Below are 20,136 nucleotides of genomic sequence, written 5' to 3'. Positions count from 1 at the left end.
ATGAAAGGGAAATTAAACGATAGGGGGACGGTAAAGTGAGCGGGCGACCATCACAATGCCACGCGTTGCTTCTGCATTGATCAACAATAAAACCGCGTGAGGTGTGAAGGGTTGGTGTTCAATGATAAAGAAAGCTAACGTGGTCATGCACATGACGCTACAACAGGAATCAACACCTTGGTAGCTGTGATCGATACAATCGTTACTCATCGCTGATGAAGTCATGTCACTTGCATCGGAATCATGGTGAGCGGCGCTCATATTTGAGCAGTGTTGCGGCGGGTTTGCATCGTCAGTCACTGAATGGGATACAACCGAAGTCGGTGACATTGTGATCGCCATTAAAGGTGCACTAGACACTAAGCTTGAAGCAAGCAGCGTCATCATCACCAACATGGAAACCCAAATTGTATGCAGCGAAAGTTGCATATCCAATATCACTATCTGACTGAAAACTCTCACAGACTAAAGCTTGCCCTAGGGGTAAGGTCAATTAATTTAAATTTCGAAAATCGATAAAAATAGCGATTAGGCTATCTTCTCAAGAGTTCGCCACTTGCAGATCGCTAAAAATATCAAAAAGTTGCTTGGATTTATAAGGTTTGGGCAAATACGCATCCATGCCCGCGTCAAAGCAGCTTTTAATATCCTCCTCCAAAACGCTGGCGGTTAAGGCGATAATAGGCAATTTTTCAACGCCTTGCTCTTTTTCCCATTCGCGGATTTTCTTCGTCGCGGTTAAGCCATCCATCACTGGCATCATGCAGTCCATTAACACCGCAGCAAAATGTCCCCCTTGGGTGATGGCATCTACCGCTTCTTGCCCGTTGTTGGCCACCACATAACCAATCCCTGCTTTTTCAAGGAAGAAGCTGGCGATTTTTTGGTTCATCAAATTGTCTTCAACGATCAAAATACGCTTATGATTGCACTCTAAGTAGTCTAACTGACTCTCCTCGACTGGCGTTAAATCCGTCTCTGTATCGGCCACTAATGCTTTGAGGGCACGTTCAAAACGCGTCCCTAAAAAAGGCAACGTGATACTTGCCTGCGCAAGATGAATTGCGTCTTTGTTGACGAACAAGTGATGCTGCAGAACCACTATTTTTGCACTTGAAAAATGCTCACGCAGCGCAATGAGATCCGATTGCACGCTGTGGCTTAAGCTTTGGCAATATAAAATACATACGGCGCTAAGCCCACTCTTGACTGCTTGTTCAACATCACGCGCTTCATTGAGTTGAATTCCCCATTGAACGCATTCACGCCGAATAGCGGATGAGTAGTTAGACATATTGGTAATTAACAACGCCTGCATGGCAAGAGGCTCAACTTGCGGCTGATCTTCGGCAACCTCAATGGGAACGACAAATTCAAAGCAGCTACCTAAGCCTTTAGTGGACTGTACATGAATGTCACCCTGCATCAGATCGACTAATTGACGGCAGATAGCCAACCCTAACCCAGTCCCACCAAAACGACGGGTAATACTGCTATCTTCTTGAATAAATGGATCAAAAATCGTGTTCAACATCTCTTTATCGATACCACTTCCCGTATCGGATACAGCAAAACGTATCGAGGTTATATCGCCCGTTTCTAAGGTTAAACCCGTGTTGACATAACCATCTTTGGTAAATTTCACCGCATTGGACAACAAATTCATCAAGACCTGCTTCAGACGATATTCATCCGCGATGATAAAACGAGGTAATGTAGGGTCGAGATAAATATTAAGCTCGATATGCTGGCTCAATGCTTTCGCGTTCACCAAGTTCACCGTGTCGTATACCAATTCAGCGAGTTCAAAGCGATGCGGAGCAAGCTCCAAGTTGCCTGATTCAATTTTAGATAAATCGAGAATATCGTTAATCAAGATCAGCAACGCTTGCGAAGAGGTATCAATATCGGCCAGGATTTCACGCTCATTCCCCGTAAACTCGCTGCGTGACAATATTTCAGTCATACCGATAATGCCATTAAGAGGCGTTCGGATCTCATGCGACATATTGGCTAAGAACGCGCTTTTGGCTCGATTAGCGGCAATTGCCGCTTCCTTTGTTTCCACCAAAGCACTCTCGTACTGTTGCTGTTTCTCAATAATATGGTTGAGATTGATTGTAAAACGGGAAAACTCATCTTTGCCATCAATCGGGATCTGTTCAATGCCGTTCTGCTTTTCACGCAATCGACTCATGGTATTGATGATCCGCTTGAGCTTTGACGAGATGCGAGATGAGGTACTTGCTCCTAGCACAAACAGCAGCGCCAACACGGCTAACAGCGATGCCGATATACTTAACATACCCATTTTTTCTTGCTGGAGACGCACATTCAGTTGAGCCGATAAGTGTTGGTTGACACTTTGCACCAGTTTATCTATCGCCAAGTAACGCTCTTCCACATTTTTGACATAAGAAGCTAGTGCTTGAGGATCGGCTTCATTACTAACGATTTTTTCGCGAATCAAAGCGGCTTGGATAAATTCAGGTTGCGTAAACGACAGCATCAGTTGTTCAAGTTGAGCACCGTTATCAATGATACGTTCGAAGTATTGTTGCTGGCGCTCAACAGCTTGAAAGTATTCTGTTTGTCGAGATTGAAACACCTCTTGATCCATGGTTAATTCTTTGATTAACCACGCCTCTTTTTGCACCCAAAATGCAAACCAATGCAGGTCGCTATACACCAGATCCAAGGTATGGATATCAACAGGCGCAAGAAAACTGTTGGTTTTTTGCAGATCGGCCATCACTTCATACAAAAGATTAAATACTTGGCGGCCTAATTCTAGGGTCTCGCTTTGTGAGGCCGACGGCAACTCATCCAACAAATGGTGAAGGTCAAGCACACGGTTTTCTATCAATGTACGGTTACTTTTACTCCCAAAATGACTATTTGTAGAACCTGTATCCAGCACAATTTTATCCAGCGATTCAGCTAGATCCTGCTTGAGCTGCGGCCGAGAGTCCTCGCTATTTTCGCTGCGCAGCTGCGCACTGAGCAAGGTATAAAAAAGGGCTGAACTGGTGGTGGCCTGATTGATTGCTCCAATCTTTTGGTTCAACACATGGTATGTGTCTAAACGGCTTTCAAATGGGAGGAATAGACGCCATGCCACAGCCAGAATAACCAGTGTTGGTATGAGGCAGAGTAAGAACAAGCGTGCCTTAATTGAGAAGTGGGTAAGTATTACCATTGTTATCATCCTTGGAAGTAATACATCCTAGCCAATGGTTAAATAGTAGACGTTATTTTATGCGTCTGCGCTCTTATTAAGATAAAACCAGCGCAGTAACGAAAGCATTGCGTGTCACGATTCATCCAATAAGCGTGATGGTGAATTAACCGAAAACTCACCACATTTTAAGATAACAATTTGAATCTAATCTCATTTTTATGAAAAAGAAAAACCATTCCACATCAAATATTTGAAGCAGACCATTATCATCACAAAATAAGTCGCGACTTTAGAATTTGTCAATATCTCTAACCACCGCCAAAAACCACTCAATACGCTGATTTTTACCTAGTTTTCAGTAAAAAATGTCGTCATTATTTTTGCTAGCAGAATAACCATTCCACATTTACAATCCGGCCACATAAAAACAACAATAAACATCGACTTGTATCTCAGCACAGATGACCGTGCAAGATACGCGTTCACCAGCCCTACACTGTGAACATTACTGCTTAACATAACGTGAAAGGTCCCAAGTCAATATGAGCCCAGAGAAACATCTCTCAGACTGGCAAGCCAGCCAAACGATTGCTGAATCTATGTCTCCCCTCATCGGTCAGCTTTATCGCCAACAAGGTGTTGAAGTGGTTTTATTTGGAAAAACACTCATCAACGCCACCACCATTGATATCATCAAAGCACATCGCGTTGTCCGTCGCTACACGGGCGAGGCGCTTTCAACCCAGCAAACGATGTCGATTTTACAAAAGTTGACCACGCTTGCTCTGTCGCCATGTCGTGTCGACATTGGCCAACTTGCTCATCAATTTTGGCAACAACATGATGATGAACATGGCCTTGAGGATTACCTGCTAACGGCGCTTAATGGTGCGTTGAATGGTGAAACACTCAGTGAACCTAAGGATGTGGTGCTGTACGGTTTTGGTCGTATTGGTCGCTTGCTGACTCGTCTTTTGATAGAAAAAAGTGGCCCGGGCTATCCACTGCGCTTGCGAGCGATTGTCGTTCGTGGGGGTAAAGCAGGAGATTTAGAAAAACGGGCAAGCTTGCTACGCCGTGACTCAGTTCATGGCCAGTTTAACGGCAGCATCATCATCGATGAGGCTCGCAAGGCCATTATTGCCAACGGCAATTATATCCAAATCATCTACGCCAATAAGCCACAAGAGGTTGATTATTCACACTATGGTATTCATAACGCGTTAGTGGTCGACAATACCGGTGTCTGGCGTGATAGCGAAGGGCTTAGTCAACACTTGAACTGTCAAGGGGCAAGCAAGGTGCTGCTGACAGCACCCGGCAAAGGTGAGATTAAAAATATCGTGTTCGGCGTAAACCACGCTGATATTCAGCCCGAAGACACCATTATCTCAGCCGCCAGTTGCACCACCAACGCTATCACACCGGTATTGAAAGCAATTCATGATCAATATGGTGTACTTTCTGGCCATATCGAAACGGTGCACTCTTTTACTAATGATCAAAACCTTATCGACAATTTCCATTCAGGTGAACGACGTGGCCGCAGCGCATCGCTCAACATGGTGTTAACCTCAACGGGTGCCGCCAAAGCGGTTGCAAAAGCGTTACCTGAACTCGCGGGTAAGTTAACCGGTAATGCAATTCGTGTCCCTACGCCAAACGTGTCGATGGCCGTAGCTAACCTCAACTTAGCCAAGGCAGTGGATAAGCAAGATCTCAACGCATATCTACGTGAAATGGCGCTTAGCTCGCCGCTTTCAGCACAAATTGATTACACCGACTCAACAGAAATTGTCTCAAGTGATTTGGTTGGCTCTCGCCATGCTGGCGTGGTTGATGGTGCAGCGACGATCGCTCAAGACAACCGCTGCGTGCTCTACATTTGGTATGACAATGAATTTGGCTACAGCGGCCAAGTTGTACATTGTATGGAGCAGATGATGGGCGTTCGTTACCGAACTTTCCCAACTACCGCCCAGTAAACGGATTAATATTGTTTTTATCTCCACAACATAATAATAGTGAGTGTTTATCTCACCCCCCCTGCTTGCCGCCTTTTGATATAAGGCGGCTTTTTTATGAAGTGATCAGTTCAATGAGATTTCAACGTCCGAAACTAATGTGCTTGAACACGCTAAGGCATAGCCTTGTTCAATCTCTTGTGCGCTTAATGTTTCGGTGCTCAAACGCTCGACTATACCCACCTTCACTTTGCATTTGCACGATCCGCATATCCCACTTCGGCAAGCCGCAATCACTGGTACATTACCTTTCTCTAACGCATCGAGCAGTAAACTGCCCTTTTTCACGGTCACGGATGATGCAAACGCTGGCGTGCTGACTGTCACCTCCTGAGGCTCAATCTCGTCTTGATCTGAGCTCTCTTGTTTGTGGTGGCTCACTTCGCTTTCATACACTGATGGCGTAAAACTCTCTTCAAAGAAGTGTGCCATATCAAAATTCAGCCGTTGTAGGTAGCTTTTAACATCTTGCATAAAACCAACGGGACCGCACAGATACACACTGCGCTCGGCAATATCAGGGCACAATCGGACTAACCAAGCCTGAGTCAACCGCCCTTGTTGATGCGAGCTGCCCGTCGCCTCTTTGAGCAGAAGTTTTAAATGAAACTGCGGATAACATTGTGCCAGTTGTTGCAGCTCTGCGTAATAAATGGTGTCGGAAACACTTTTGGCGACATGAATAAAATCGATCTCAATGTCGCCTTGTCGCAGCCATTGTTGCGCCATAGCCATCACAGGGGTAACACCACAACCCGCACTGATCAGTGTCACTTTTCGTTTCGGCGCGCAATCTACACTGTTAAATGCACCCTGCGGTTGTAGCACCGAGACTGTATCGCCAACACTCAATGCATCGACAATATGGTTTGAAACCTTTCCGCCGACTACTCGTTTAACCGTAAAGCGCAGAAAGTTTTGCTGTGGCATTGAACTGATGGAGTAAGCACGAAACGCCACGCCTTCTGGTAATTCAAAGCCTAAAGTTGCAAATTGACCCGGTTTAAAATGAAAGGCGCTCTCTTCTTTCGAGGCCAGTTCAAAACTGACGCTTTCCTCGGTTTCTGTCCATTTTTGGCGGCAAGTTAATTCAAGCACATCTTGGTAAGCCCAAGCTGCCATACTCATCCCTCATACAATACTTTTTTCAAATCATGCTTTATTCAAACATCTTAAGCGGCATTAGGCTCTGAACACGCAGAGACTAATGCTGACGATTACGCAGCCAAAATTGTTTTTAAATCATTCTCAGCAGTAGTAATTCCTCGTAGATCGAACTCTTGTTGCAAAATCTTCATCAAGTTTTCGGTGAGGAATGCTGGTGCGGTTGGGCCGGTATAAATTCCTTTCACACCTAACGCGAGTAGCGTCAGTAGAATAACAATCGCCTTTTGTTCAAACCAAGAAAGAACCAATGTCAGTGAGAGATCATTCACACCACAATCAAACTCACTGGCCAGTGCGAGTGCCAGTTGAATCGCTGAATACGCATCGTTACATTGGCCAACATCTAATAGACGCGGTATGCCATTGATGTCACCAAACTGATTTTTATTGAAGCGGAATTTGCCACACGCCAACGTTAAAATGAGGCTATCTTCCGGCGCTTGCGTCGTGAAATCAGTGTAGTAACTGCGTTCAGATTTATCACCATCACAACCTCCTACAAGGAAGAAGTGTTTGATGTGGCCCTGTTTGACTTGTTCAATCACGGCTGGCGCGGCCGCCATCAATGCATTACGACCAAAACCAACCGTAATATGTTGCTCTATTTCATCGTGTTTAAAACCGGGCTGGGCTAACGCGCACTCGATCACTTCACTGAAATCGTCACCTTCAACGTGTGCCACACCCGGCCAGCCGACAATACTGCGGGTAAATAGGCGGTCGGCATACTGCCCTACATTCGGGTTGAGCAAGCAGTTTGATGTCATCACGATTGCACCGGGGAAGTTAGCAAACTCTTTTTGCTGATTTTGCCAAGCACTACCATAGTTGCTCACAAGATGCGGATATTTCTTTAGCTGCGGGTAAGCGTGAGCAGGCAACATCTCACCATTGGTATAGACATTAATGCCTTTACCCTGAGTCTGTTGCAGAATTTTTTCCAGATCATGCAAGTCATGGCCTGAAACCAAGATGCACTTACCCGCCACCGTTTTCACATTGACGCTCGTAGGTTCAGGGTGGCCAAAGGTTTCGGTTTCACCCGTATCTAACATCTCCATAATGCGGTAATTGACCATACCAATTTGCATTGCCGTATCGAGTAACGCTTGCAGGTCAGTTGGATCAGTGCCAAGCCAAGCCATAATTTGGTGGTATTCAGCGTACACGGCTTGATCACTTTGGCCTAAAACGCGAGCATGTTCTAAGTAAGCCGCCGCACCCTTTAACCCATATAAACAAAGCAAACGCAAGCCAATCACATCTTCATGTAGGCTTTCACGCCCACGGTTAACGGCTGCTATCGGTGCGAATGCTAACAACGCTTCTTTGGTTTGTGGTAACTCAAATTTCGCAGCGGCCGACAACTCTGGCAATTCAAATCCGATAAGTACCGCAGCCGCTCTCACGTTTTCTTCCAAACGTTGACGGTACTGCGTGGAGTCTTGAACGAGTTCAAGGATACGTTCAGGATCGAAATTGACATTGGTTAACGTGGCAAAGAAGGCTCTGGGAGCCCATTGATCAATTTCTTGATCGATCACATCACACGCTCGACCTAAATTGGCCCAAAAAGAGACGCCCTGTAATGAATACACTAATACATCTTGTAAGTCTGAAACTTCAGCCGTTTTACCGCACATGCCTTGAGAGTAGGCACAACCTTTTGCCACAGGGGTTTGAATGGTTTGTTCACATTGAATACAGAACATTATTTTAGCTCCAGTTATTTGAGGCGTGTCGATCACGCTTATTATCCGAAGCCTTTAGGGCATAATACATGCCAACATATAACCATTTGTTTTTAAAAAAATAAATAAAAAACCATACAACAACAATGTCAATTTGACTGCCAAAAAATAACGAATAAAGACACTAAGGTGTCAAAATGACTCGAAATTTGAACTATCTGTCAGAGTCCCAATATTATTGGGGGAATGAACGTCGTCCATACAACTCCAAAAATTAGAGACACAACATTCATGTTGGATTCATCTTGGCTGCGTTAACCTAGCTTCAATTCAGAAAGAGGTACAGGTTATGAATAGATTTATTGTGACTACATTTGCGCTGGTTGTAGGGTTTTTCGCGTTGATGCTGAGTTTGCTGCTCGCCATTCCTCTCGCTATTGCGGCGATCATCACTGGCAAACGTATAGAAAAGCAGCTCAAGCGCCACACCTTTACGTCAAAAAGCGGCTACATTATTGAAGGTGAATATGAAGAAAAAACTCAAGCACACTATCGATGAAAACCCTATTCGCACTCTTTCATTGGCACGGCGAAACTCATTAGAAGTGGGAGGCATTTCCTCCCGCTTTTTTGGTATTAGCTAAAGAGTCATGACGACACGGATGGCAAGCGCAATCAGTACTACGCCCGACAAACGGTCAATCAATACGGCACGCGCGCGCAGTTTATCGAGTAATATTGGGCTAGAAAGAATTAAGGTGATGAACGTATACCAAAGCCCATCCACTAAAAATGGTGTTAACACAATAATAGCTTTGCTACTCAGTTCGTTGCCGATGGCGACAAATTGACTGAATAACGCGATGAAAAATAGCGCGATTTTAGGACTAAGCAGAGAAATCAATAATCCCTCTTTAGCCGACTGCCACACACTGACCGTCTCACCCGATTCTAATTTAGCCGCCACGCCCCCTTTGGAACGTAATGCATTGATACCCAAATAGGCCAAATACAACGCGCCTGCATAGCCTACTGTCTTAAACAGTAAGGGGGATTGATGCAGTACAACCGCTAAGCCAATTAAGGTAATGAAGGCATAGACACCAATACCAAATGCGTGCGCCCACGCCGTTGCAAACCCATTTTTACGCCCACCAGCGAGGCTGTGTTTGGCCACCATAGCTAGGCTTGGCCCTGGCGACATCGCGCCTAAAATACAAATGGTAAATAGTGATAACCAAACGGTGAATGTCATGGATTTCTCGCTGTTGTTTCGGTGATTTAAGGTAATGACGATAACGAAATGACTCGCATAACGCTACCTGAATGTGGCGCTGCCCAAACGGCCTGATCTTGCAGGTTAGCCGTTGCACCCAATGGGCATAGGCAAACTGAGATAGATGCATATTATTTCGCTTCAGCGTATGCTAACCGCCAGAACGATATTTGGGAACGGAAGCCGTGAATAAGTTAAAACAAGAGATCACCTTGCTGTCTGGTATTGGACAACTTTCCACCACTTTAATGGGAACAGGGTTATTTATGATCCCAGCGATTGCCGCTGGTATTGCAGGTGAGCTCTCACTGTGGGCATGGCTACTGCTGTTTGTGGCGATTTGCCCGATTGCACTGACGTTTGCCGCTCTGGGTAAGCGTTACCCTAACGCCGGCGGAACCGCCTACTTTGTCCGCCAAGCTTTTAACGCTAAGTTGGAACACTCGGTTGCTTGGCTTTTTGTCAGCGTGATCCCTGTCGGCGTTCCGGCCGCTGTCGCATTGGCGGCAGGCTTTGCTCAACAACTCCTCCCTGCGCCACTGAACTCGGCGATGATGGCGCAAGTATTAACCGTACTGTTGCTGATTGCGGTCAATTTGGCGGGCACCAAATCTTCCGGGCAGTTACAAACCGTTATTGCGCTGAGCATTTTCGTATTAGTTGGTGCTTTTTTCTGGATAGGCAATGTTGGTGCTGCAGATTTAACCATGCCCGCACTCAGCACGGACAGTATTTGGCCGATTGGCGCCGCACTCGGAGTGATGTTCTGGTGTTTCGTCGGGATTGAAGCGTTCGCTCATATGGGAGAAGAGTTTAAAAACCCACAGCGCGATTTTCCAATCGCGATCATTGTCGGCTGCTTTGTGGCTGGAATCACCTATTGGGCATGCTCGGTGGTCATCCTTAAATTTGGTGCGTATGGCAGCGCAGAATTTGATAGCACCTCCATTCCTTGGCTTAGCGAACAAATTTTTGGTAGCAGTTTGGCAACGGTGATAAGCCTTATCGGCTTTTTTGCATGCTTTGCCAGCATCAATTTATACACGCAAAGCTTATCTCGCATGGTGTGGGCACAAGCAAGGCAATATCGACCAGAAAGCGCAATCGCCAGAATTTCAATCCGCGGCGTCCCAGCCAACGCAACCATTGCTGTTGGAGTTGTATTAATGGCTTCTTGCCTGCTTGGTGAATGGTCTGGTCTTAATCTGGAATTTTTCCTAAAACTTGCGAATGGAATCTTTGTCTTAGTTTATCTGTTAGCGATGTTCGCCGCTTATAAATTGCTCAGTGGCATCAACAAACTGTTGGCGGCAATTTCGTTGATCCTCTGCACTGCGGTATTTATCTGCTTAGGCTGGTCAATGCTGTATGCTCTGACTATCTTCATTTTGCTCTCTTTACCTTGGCAACGTTTGGCAAGAAAAAGTCAGCCGAAGCAAGAGCTTTAACGTATCGCTTACCTTGCGGTATTACCGTGGCCACTTAAGTGGGCATCATTCTGCAAATAAAAAATTTTGCCGAAATAAAAGGCTCTCAATATAGAGAGCCTAAAAAATAGCAAGGAGAGGATATTAAATTTAAGTGCGGATGTGCTTAATCGCGCTGTTTAACTCATCGACATTACGTTGCAAATCAACAACGACAGGCCCGAGTTGATTGATGGCAACGTTCATATCACCCGAAAGGGCTTTAATGTTACTAAGATTGCTGGAAATTTCGTCGCTCACAGCCAATTGCTCTTCTGTCGCAGCCGATATCGACGTATTCAATTTATGGATCTCAATCGCCGATCCTTGGATGGTACCAAGCGCTTCGTTCGCCACCGACATATTAGAGCGCGTTGACTGCATTTTATCAGCACTCACCCGGATCGTTTTGGTCGATTGTTCTGCTTTCTCTTGCAGCATCGAAATCATGCTTTCGATCTCACCCGTCGATTGTTGAGTTCGTTGGGCAAGTGAGCGTACTTCATCCGCTACCACCGCAAAACCGCGACCTTGCTCACCCGCACGAGCAGCCTCTATCGCCGCGTTCAATGCCAGTAGGTTGGTTTGTTCAGCAATCGCTTTAATCACATCAAGCACATTACCAACGTTATTAGACTCATTCGCAAGTTGCTGGATGATCTCGGATGTTTTGGTAAATTCACCCTCTAATTCACCGAATTCATGGGTCGTTTTATCAAAGACCTGTTTACTGGTACTGGCTTCTTTTTCCGCGCTACCCGCATACTCTTCTGCCATGGTGGTGCTTTCCGCCACACTAGAGAGCGCCGATGTCATCTCTTCCATCGCCGTCGCCGCCATTTCAAGCTGTTGATTTTGCTGATTCGCCACTTTGACGTTTTGTTTGGTGACATCGCTTATCGTTTCAGAGATGGCCGAAATGGTATGGTTTACTTGGTTTATTTTGCTAATGGTGGTGGCATAACTACCAAGCACCTTATTAATGGTGCCGCCGATTATACCCAGTTCGTTGTGACTGTTATCGTCAACTCGCAAAGTCAAATCAGAATTTTTGTCCACTTGTTGTAGCAATTTAGCCATGGTATCAATCGGCTTCACTACTTTTCGGTTAACAATGGCATACCCAATAATGGCAATAATAAAAACACTAATTAAGGAGATATTACCAACCAATACCGTACTTTTTACTTTCTGCGCCGCATCCATGAATTGTTTATTGGTTCGATTTTCTAATTCAATAAAGAACTTATCGATCGGAGCCATGATTTTGGCTTTCTCTTGATGGTATTCATTACTGTGTAAGAGAGAAATCGCCATATTACGGTCTGGCTCTTTTCTAACGGTGTAGTTGCCATTGCTATCAGGGTAAAGCCCCTTAACAGCATTCATCGCTTTGACTTCCATGTTCACTAAGCCATCGGAATTAGCTTGAGCTTCTTTGAGCAAACTAAACTCTTGCGGAGTAAAACCAAGATCCGTCATCATTTGGTTGAGAGAGATATTCTTACCGTCTGCTTTAGGCTTTTGTCCATATTGCAGCACAAGGTCCCAATATATCGTGTGGTAGTTCTGCGGGCGAGGTTTCTTACCATTACGAATATCAAGAATATCCATGTACATTTTTTCGTATTTTTCATCGCCACTGACCACATAAGTCCGGCCTAACCGAGTTAAGTCATCAGAGCTTTGACGAAGCTCATCGGCCGCTTGGTAAGATTGATAACGAACTTGAGCCATATTATCAACTTGTTGCATCAGCCCATTGAGCTGCAATACCGTCACAACACTAATGACAATACCAATACCGATGACAGCAAACACGAGCTTCATGGTGTTGTTGATATTCATAAAAGTATCCTTCTTCATTTATCAACGAAATTATTTCTGTTTATTCATTATTATTATTGCTTTTAGCATAGGATGAGAATGGCCAAAATGTCGAATTTTACGCCACAATTATTGCATCAATTTTAAGCACCATCATACTTCAACTTATTTTTTCAGTCGGTACTGGCAACTGAGCCAATACCTCTTTAGCCGCTTCAAAATCAAAATCTTCAATCGCATGCATCAAACTTTTCTTTTGCTCGTCAGACCATAAATTGCATTGTTTAATTTGGTGGATCATATGAATCGCATCAGCATCGTAGTTTTCAACACATTGCACTAATTGTTGGTAGAGCAACGCAATATCACGGTGCTCTTGCTGCGGATGTAATTGTGTCTGCTCCCAATCTCTTAGCTCATCCAACAAAGTAGACATCAACTTTGATACCGTGTTGAGATCTTGAATGGCGGGTTTCGTATGTCGCTGCACAACCCCTTCCATCTCGTTGGCTAGCTGCGCAATAGGCTCAATCCCTAGATTAGCCGCTGAACCTTTTAGGGTGTGCATCACTCGCTCTGCCTCTTCCCACAGCCCCTTATCAATCAATTTAGGGAATGCGGCTATTTCTTGCTGCTGGCTGGCAAGGAAGTGATCCAATATTTCAAAGTATCGCTGCGCATTGCCACCAATTCGGAAAATCGCTTGCTCCACATCAATACCGGTCAATTCTGGATAGCCAGTGCTCGGTTTCACTTGATTCGGTAATACCGTAGAGGGTACTGGAGTGGTTTCATCCGCCTTTAAATATTTGCGTAGTACGTGGTACAAGCGCTGTACATCAATTGGTTTCGCCACATGATCATTCATACCTGCATTTAAGCAGTGCTCGACATCTGAAGACATCGCATTGGCGGTCATTGCAACAATCGGTAGCGTTTTCCACTCCTCATGCTGGCGGATCTCTTTCGTCGCACTGATACCATCCATAATGGGCATCTGCATATCCATCAGCACTAAATCAAAAGCTTCTTGCTGCAATTTCGTCAAAGCTTCTTGTCCATTATTAGCAAGAACAATGCTCAATTGAGTACTTTCTAACAGGCCGAAAGCCACCTCTTGGTTCACTTCGTTATCTTCTACCAAAAGCACTTTTTGCCCAATAAATGTTGGCCTTGTATCATGATCAAGATACTCATGGCTCTGCCTTAATTGCTCGATGCCGTAGCTGTCCATAATGGCATCAAGGAGATTTGATGGGTTCACAGGTTTCACAATCAAGGCATCGACTAATTTACTGTTTTCTCCCACCAAGGAAATTTCTCGGCCGTAAGCCGTAACGAGGAATCGTTTAGTATTATCAAAAACACCCAATGGTTTCATTCTCTGCAGCAACTCTATGCCATTCATACCCGGCATATTCCAATCAATAAACAGCATATCAAAATGCGTATTGCGGATTTCATCGAGCGCCTCAAAACCGTTACTGACTGACTTCGCTTCAAAATGCATCGCATTGAGCAACGTCATTAAAATATTGCGTGCCGAGTCATTATCATCGACTACCAACGCACGTTTGCCTGCTAGAGCGCTGAGTGGCTTAGCGATATCGCGCATTTTGGCTTCTTGCAGGCCACACTCAACCGTGAATTCAAAGGTGGATCCTGACCCTTCTTCACTGCGAACTTGAATGTCGCCACCCATCAATCCGACTAGCTGTTTACTGATGCTAAGCCCCAAGCCCGTGCCTCCATATTGGCGAGTAATGCTATTATCAGCTTGAGAAAATGCAGAGAATAGAGTGGTTACGTTAGATTCAGCAATGCCAATACCTGTATCAGAAACGGTAAACTTCAAGGTCACGTTGGCGTCGTTTTGCCCCACGACTCGCGCCGAAACGATGATCTCCCCTTGTTCAGTAAATTTCACCGCATTGCCACATAAGTTAACGAGAACTTGCCCCAAACGCAGCGGGTCGCCCACCAAGCCCACAGGAATATGTGGGTCGATGTCTAATAAAAACTCGATGTTTTTCTCTTGGGCTTTTAGCGAAATCAAGGTGGTGAGGTTATCCAATACCTCATCAAGGCTAAAATCAATGTGCTCAACATTCAGCTTGCCCGCCTCTATTTTGGAAAAATCCAAAATGTCGTTAATGATGCCAAGTAAGTTTTTCGCCGATTCATTAATCCGTGAAATGTATTTTTGTTGCGTAGGATTGAGCTCGGTATTGAGCGCTAGATGGGCCATGCCCAAAATGGCATTCATTGGTGTACGGATCTCGTGGCTCATGTTCGCGAGGAAATCGCCTTTGGCTTGGCTCATGGCATCCGCGGTCTCTTTAGCTTCTCTTAATTGCTCTTCCATCTGCTTGCGATCGGTTAAATCAAGCAAAATTCCGACAATTCCAGAAACTTCACCACGATTATTTTGGAAAGAAGCTTCGTATACCAACATCTCTCTTTTGTGGTGCGAAGCGTCATAGAGAGACAATTCGTAATCTTGCGAAGACTGCTCCTCTCCAAGCCTTTTATGTACTTGGGCAAAAATGGTCGCCGTTTCATTTTGAAAGATATCTTGCGGCGATTTACCGATAATTTGCTCGGCCGACAGGCCAACTAAATCCATAAACTTAGCGTTAATGGTGAGATACGTACCCGAGGCCGACAAGCAATACATGGGGTTCGGCGTCGCATCGAGGATCTCTTGATTCAGTTGAGATTGTTCGAGTACTTTCTGCTCGGCTCGTCGCTGAATTTCAATGTTTTGGCTCAATTGAATACTGACCGATAAGTCATCCAACATTTGCGATAACCACTGAAATTGCAAACTCGACAACGACCCGATAGTACCCAGCTCTAGTAAAGCGACAGGATGCTGATTGACGTGCAGCGGCAAATAATACACTTCGTTAATGACTAACTTGCCACCGTTAAATTCAATGTGACAGTTGCCATCGAGTGCTTTCATCGCATAGGGCTGACCGCTGAGCAACACACTGAGCTGCGTCGATGATGGATCGGTGTATTCTCTGGCCGAATGCTCACCATAACCCACCCCAGCCACTCGTTTTAATACGCCCTCTTGATAGATGTACATGCCAACCATTTCCAAAGGAAATTGATGCAGTAAGAATTGCGTAACTTCATTACACAAACGGTCCGTAGAATCGTTTTTGCGCAGGATGATATTGAAATCTTTAAGTAAAGTATTTTGGCTAAGCTGCTCAGCGATATGATGAAACACCACATTCAAACTGTCGATAAAATGTTGCAGCTCTGCATAGGCGGTTTGAGTGATGGTAAACGCGTAATCTTCCCGTTTGACTTGAGTCACAACCGTTTTGAGTAGCTGACTTAACGGATTGATGTAAAGACGCCACAGCAGAACAAAGGAGGCGATGATCACGCTGAGTAAGGTTAATACTAACGCCAAGTTTATCCATTCATAACGCAGCGCTTCGCTATCGGCACGTTGAATGTTTTGCTCCATGCGTTGCATGATCGATTGATGCGCAGAACCAATCGCCTGCATAATTTTCGCCTTTTCCGCGAAGTATTGGTCACCATAGAGAATAGCCCGAGCCAATTCCAGATCCGGCTCACCTGTGTCGACAAATTCGCCTTGGCTACTTTTTTTCCACCCTTTGATGGCCATGAAGGCTTCTCTTTCGAGTGACACCAGTGAATCAGACAACGTAAGCGCATTTTTGAGCTCTAAAAACTCCACCGATTCAATGCCCGAAAGACGCATTCTATCGAGTAACGAAGGGTTGTCTGGTGTGCCACCCAGTGAGCGGGCAAGTAGTTTGTTTTGTGCAACGACATCCCAAAATTCGTACTCATTCCCTTTCGGTAAAGGCACAGAACCATTTCTGACGCTCAGCACATAATTAAAAAGGTTGAGCCACTTTTCATCGCCAGTCGAAGCGTAGGCTCGGGCAAATTTGGTTAAGTGATCTGAGCTCTGCTTCAACTCTTGTGACAGACGATAGAAACGGTAAAGTTCGTCGTTCAGTTGTCGGCTCTCAGTTCTCAGAGCGGCTACTTTGTCTGTGATACTAAACATCGCAATGGAACATAATCCCATAGCAATAAATAAGACGGTGAATAAAGTTCGAATGGATCGCATGTGAAGCGCCTTCTTAATAATTTTCTCACTCTACTAACGCTGAGATTAGCTATAGTTATTGATAAGTTTAGACTTAAACCCAACCTTCGCCGCTCAATTGCTATTTTTTATTAGGAAAGACTCATGCCCATCGAAAACTTGGACAATTGTACCGTGTTAATCGTCGATGATTCGCCAGATAACCTTGCATTTATGTCACAGGGGTTGGCTAACCGATATCATGTCAAGGCCGCTAAATCAGGCCCGATGGCGCTCAGTATCTTAGACAAGTTTTCTATTGACCTAGTGTTGCTCGATATTGTTATGCCGGAAATGTCAGGTTTTGAAGTCATACAAAAGATCATGGCAAACCCTAACACCCAAGACATCCCTGTGATTTTTCTGACCGCAAAAGATAACCCTGAAGATCAAAAACTGGGGTTTGAGTTAGGTGCGGTTGACTATGTATACAAACCCGTAAGCGTACCGTTGCTAAGAGCCAGAGTAGATACTCACCTGCAAAACAAAATTTCAAAAGACATACTGAAGAACCAAAATGGCTACTTGGAAAAAGAGGTGATCAAACGTTCAAATGAATTGGATAAAATGCAAGACGCGGTCGTGTATGCTCTCGCCAGCCTCGCTGAAACCAGAGACCCGGATACGGGTAACCATATCCTGCGAACACAACATTACGTCAAAGCGTTAGCCGAACAACTAGCTAAGTTGCCAAAATATCAACAAAAGCTAACGCCGAATGTTATTAATACCTACTTTAAAGCCGCCCCTTTACACGATATTGGTAAAGTGGGCATCGCCGACAACATACTATTAAAACCAGGAAAACTGGACAGTGATGAGTTTGAGATCATGAAAGGCCATGCCAGCTTAGGGCTACGTGCGCTAGAAAAAGCGGAAAAGATGTCAGGCGCGAAAAATGACCTTATCGATATGGCGAAAGAGATCGCTTATGGGCACCATGAAAAATGGGATGGTTCTGGCTACCCTCAGGGCTTACGAGGTGACGCGATACCGCTCAGCGCACGCTTAATGGCTGTCGCTGATGTATATGATGCACTGATTTGCCGTCGTATCTATAAAGAAGCAATGCCTCATGACAATGCAAAAACCATTCTTTTAGAAGGAAAAGGACGCCACTTTGACCCAGAAGTCATTGATGCCTTTCTGGCGATAGAAGAGCGCTTTATTTCGATTGCCCATGAATACGCCGACGATTAATATCTTGGTAAGCAACGTATTATTAAACAAAAAGATAAACGTATGAAGGTAACCTTTCGCCCCGCAAGTGACAGCGATTATCAATTTGCTTTTGATCTAAAAAAAGTCGCAGAAATGGATGGTATTACGGCGATATTTGGTTGGGATGAAGAGTTGCAGCAAGTGCTGCATCGCCAAGAATGGCATTCTGGTCTACCAACGATCATCTGCGCTGATGGCCAACCGATTGGCACTTATTTACTGCAGAGCAAGCATGAAACGCTCTACTTCTCGCGCTTTTTTATTCTGCCAGATTTTCAAAATAGAGGGGTGGGTAGCCAAGTGTTACAACTGGTCGTCAACCAAGCCAATCTGACGCAATACCCATGTAAGCTCTGTTATTTGCGAGGTAGCCCCGTCGGTGCTTTGTATCAGCGATTTGGGTTTACGCACTACCAAATGGACGATGAGTTTTCTCATATGCATTTCATTCCAACGCCCAAAGGCCAATAGCTCAGTACCCTTTGTGCTATCTTAAATTAAGGTTGGCGATAGGCAAACAGCCTACGCGGCGAGAAAATAAGCTTCATCATTAACGCCAACCCACCTGTAGCACAACAAAATGGTTACATTTGTTTATTCATATTCATTACTTATTGAATAAAATGCGTGAGCAATCTCTGATTAATGTCGTTTCATTTATAGGGTAAATGGTTGTGTGAACAAGGTTTCATCTTTTTTTAACGTTACGTTAGACAATATTTTCATTAACACCTTTGGATAGGAAACAGATATGTTGTATTTGGAATTTTTATTCCTGCTATTAATGCTCTATATAGGCTCACGCTACGGTGGTATTGGCCTTGGTGTGGTTTCTGGTATTGGCTTGGTCATTGAAGTTTTTGTCTTCAAAATGCCACCCACATCACCACCGATCACCGTCATGTTGATCATTCTTGCCGTTGTCACCTGTGCTTCAATACTCGAAGCGGCTGGCGGATTGAAATACATGCTGCAAGTGGCAGAACGTTTACTGCGTAAGAACCCGAAAAATGTCACTTTGATTGCACCGTTCGTCACTTACGCAATGACGTTTATGCTGGGTACTGGCCATGCGGTGTATTCCATCATGCCGATCATTGGTGATGTGGCATTGAAAAATGGGATCCGTCCTGAACGTCCAATGGCTGCGTCTTCTGTTGCTTCGCAAATCGCGATTACCGCTTCCCCAATCTCAGCGGCCGTTGTCTACTACCTTGCTCAATTGTCGAATATTCAACACGAGATCACCTTGCTCTCTATTTTGCTGGTCACTGTACCTGCGACCTTATTCGGTACGCTGTTGATGTCTTTGTACAGCTTGCGCCGCGGGAAAGAACTAGATGATGATCCTGAGTATCAAGAACGTCTGCAAGATCCAGTGTGGAAAGAGAAAATCCTAAACACAACCGCGACAACGCTGAATGAAACGTTACCCGCGGCAGCGCGTAATTCTGTGTTGATTTTCATTGGTGCGATATTAACCATAGTCGTGCTAGCGATGGTGCCAGAAACACGCACTATTGTTGAAGGCAGTAAACCGATCAGTATGGCGGTGGTTATCCAGATGATGATGCTCTGCTTTGGCGGTATCATTTTACTGGCAACCAAAACCGACCCACGAGATGTACCAAACGGTGTGGTATTCAAATCAGGTATGGTAGCGGCAATTGCCATCTTCGGTATCGCTTGGATGTCGGATACCTATTTCCAATACGCGATGCCGCAGTTTAAATCAGGCATTGTTGAGATGGTTACCGACCATCACTGGACCTTCGCGCTTGCACTATTCATTGTTTCTGTTGTGGTGAACTCACAAGCCGCAGTAGCGGTAATGATGTTACCTGTAGGCCTCGGGCTAGGTTTAGAACCTGCGCTACTGGTGGGATTAATGCCCGCACTGTACGGATACTTCTTCATTCCAAACTATCCGTCAGATATTGCAACGGTCAACTTTGATACCACAGGAACCACCAAAATCGGTAAGTACTACTTCAACCACTCGTTCATGTCCGTCGGTTTAATTGGCGTCGTGAGTGCGTGCTGTTTAGGTTATGTGCTGAGCCAAATCATCATTGGTTAACCCACTGTAAATGCCCCAGACTGATACAGCGCTGGGGTGTGTTTACTGCTAAATAA

The 20,136-nt window shown here is 45.0% G+C and carries 13 protein-coding genes; 6 read left to right on the top strand and 7 right to left on the bottom strand.

The window, feature by feature from the left end; translation table 11 throughout:
* Positions 1-12: 12 nt before the first annotated feature.
* Positions 13-429: a hypothetical protein gene (locus AACV32_RS11345; RefSeq protein ID WP_017045077.1), complete on the bottom strand. Its 417-nt coding sequence runs from the start codon at positions 427-429 to the stop codon at positions 13-15.
* Positions 430-541: 112 nt separating this feature from the next.
* On the bottom strand, positions 542-3,208 hold the full coding sequence (locus AACV32_RS11340) for an ATP-binding protein (protein ID WP_170895156.1): 2,667 nt from the start codon (positions 3,206-3,208) through the stop codon (positions 542-544).
* Positions 3,209-3,723: 515 nt separating this feature from the next.
* Between AACV32_RS11340 and AACV32_RS11335 the strand changes: the two genes are divergently transcribed.
* The gene (locus tag AACV32_RS11335) at positions 3,724-5,166 is read left to right on the top strand and encodes a glyceraldehyde-3-phosphate dehydrogenase (RefSeq protein WP_017049972.1); all 1,443 of its coding nucleotides are present in this window, start codon (positions 3,724-3,726) and stop codon (positions 5,164-5,166) included.
* Between the two features lie 105 nt (positions 5,167-5,271).
* On the opposite strand, the gene AACV32_RS11330 is transcribed toward AACV32_RS11335, so the two are convergent.
* Both AACV32_RS11330 and hcp read right to left on the bottom strand, forming a co-directional pair.
* A complete protein-coding gene (locus tag AACV32_RS11330; RefSeq protein ID WP_017049230.1) occupies positions 5,272-6,327 on the bottom strand; it encodes a hybrid-cluster NAD(P)-dependent oxidoreductase in 1,056 nt (351 codons plus the stop codon).
* Between the two features lie 95 nt (positions 6,328-6,422).
* Positions 6,423-8,084, bottom strand: a complete 1,662-nt coding sequence (gene hcp / locus AACV32_RS11325) for a hydroxylamine reductase (RefSeq protein WP_170895157.1) — start codon at positions 8,082-8,084, stop codon at positions 6,423-6,425.
* 328 nt (positions 8,085-8,412) lie between these two features.
* Here hcp and AACV32_RS11320 point away from each other — a divergent pair, with 328 nt between their 5' ends.
* Complete coding sequence (locus AACV32_RS11320) at positions 8,413-8,622, top strand: hypothetical protein (RefSeq protein ID WP_017048173.1); 210 nt, start codon at positions 8,413-8,415, stop codon at positions 8,620-8,622.
* Positions 8,623-8,703: 81 nt separating this feature from the next.
* Here AACV32_RS11320 and AACV32_RS11315 read toward each other — a convergent pair whose 3' ends face one another.
* Positions 8,704-9,318, bottom strand: a complete 615-nt coding sequence (locus AACV32_RS11315; RefSeq protein WP_013868407.1) for a LysE family translocator — start codon at positions 9,316-9,318, stop codon at positions 8,704-8,706.
* Between the two features lie 191 nt (positions 9,319-9,509).
* On the opposite strand from AACV32_RS11315, the gene yjeH reads away from it, so the two are divergent.
* A complete protein-coding gene (gene yjeH, locus AACV32_RS11310) occupies positions 9,510-10,787 on the top strand; it encodes an L-methionine/branched-chain amino acid transporter (protein WP_170895158.1) in 1,278 nt (425 codons plus the stop codon).
* 129 nt (positions 10,788-10,916) lie between these two features.
* Here yjeH and AACV32_RS11305 read toward each other — a convergent pair whose 3' ends face one another.
* Entirely contained in the window at positions 10,917-12,653 is a 1,737-nt protein-coding gene (locus AACV32_RS11305; protein ID WP_026028898.1) for a methyl-accepting chemotaxis protein, read from the bottom strand.
* 139 nt (positions 12,654-12,792) lie between these two features.
* Positions 12,793-16,761, bottom strand: coding sequence for a response regulator (locus AACV32_RS11300; protein WP_170895159.1), 3,969 nt, complete (start codon positions 16,759-16,761; stop codon positions 12,793-12,795).
* Positions 16,762-16,884: 123 nt separating this feature from the next.
* Here AACV32_RS11300 and AACV32_RS11295 point away from each other — a divergent pair, with 123 nt between their 5' ends.
* The 3 genes from AACV32_RS11295 (at position 16,885) to AACV32_RS11285 (ending at position 20,080) form a co-directional block, all read left to right on the top strand.
* Positions 16,885-17,979, top strand: coding sequence for a response regulator (locus AACV32_RS11295; protein WP_017045068.1), 1,095 nt, complete (start codon positions 16,885-16,887; stop codon positions 17,977-17,979).
* Positions 17,980-18,021: 42 nt separating this feature from the next.
* A complete protein-coding gene (locus AACV32_RS11290; RefSeq protein WP_017042187.1) occupies positions 18,022-18,471 on the top strand; it encodes a GNAT family N-acetyltransferase in 450 nt (149 codons plus the stop codon).
* Positions 18,472-18,751: 280 nt separating this feature from the next.
* Entirely contained in the window at positions 18,752-20,080 is a 1,329-nt protein-coding gene (locus AACV32_RS11285) for an anaerobic C4-dicarboxylate transporter (protein ID WP_013868401.1), read from the top strand.
* Positions 20,081-20,136: the final 56 nt, after the last annotated feature.

The sequence above is a fragment of the Vibrio sp. B7 genome, assembly GCF_963888765.1.
Taxonomy (GTDB): domain Bacteria; phylum Pseudomonadota; class Gammaproteobacteria; order Enterobacterales; family Vibrionaceae; genus Vibrio; species Vibrio anguillarum.
This window is presented reverse-complemented; position numbering and strand designations above follow the sequence as displayed.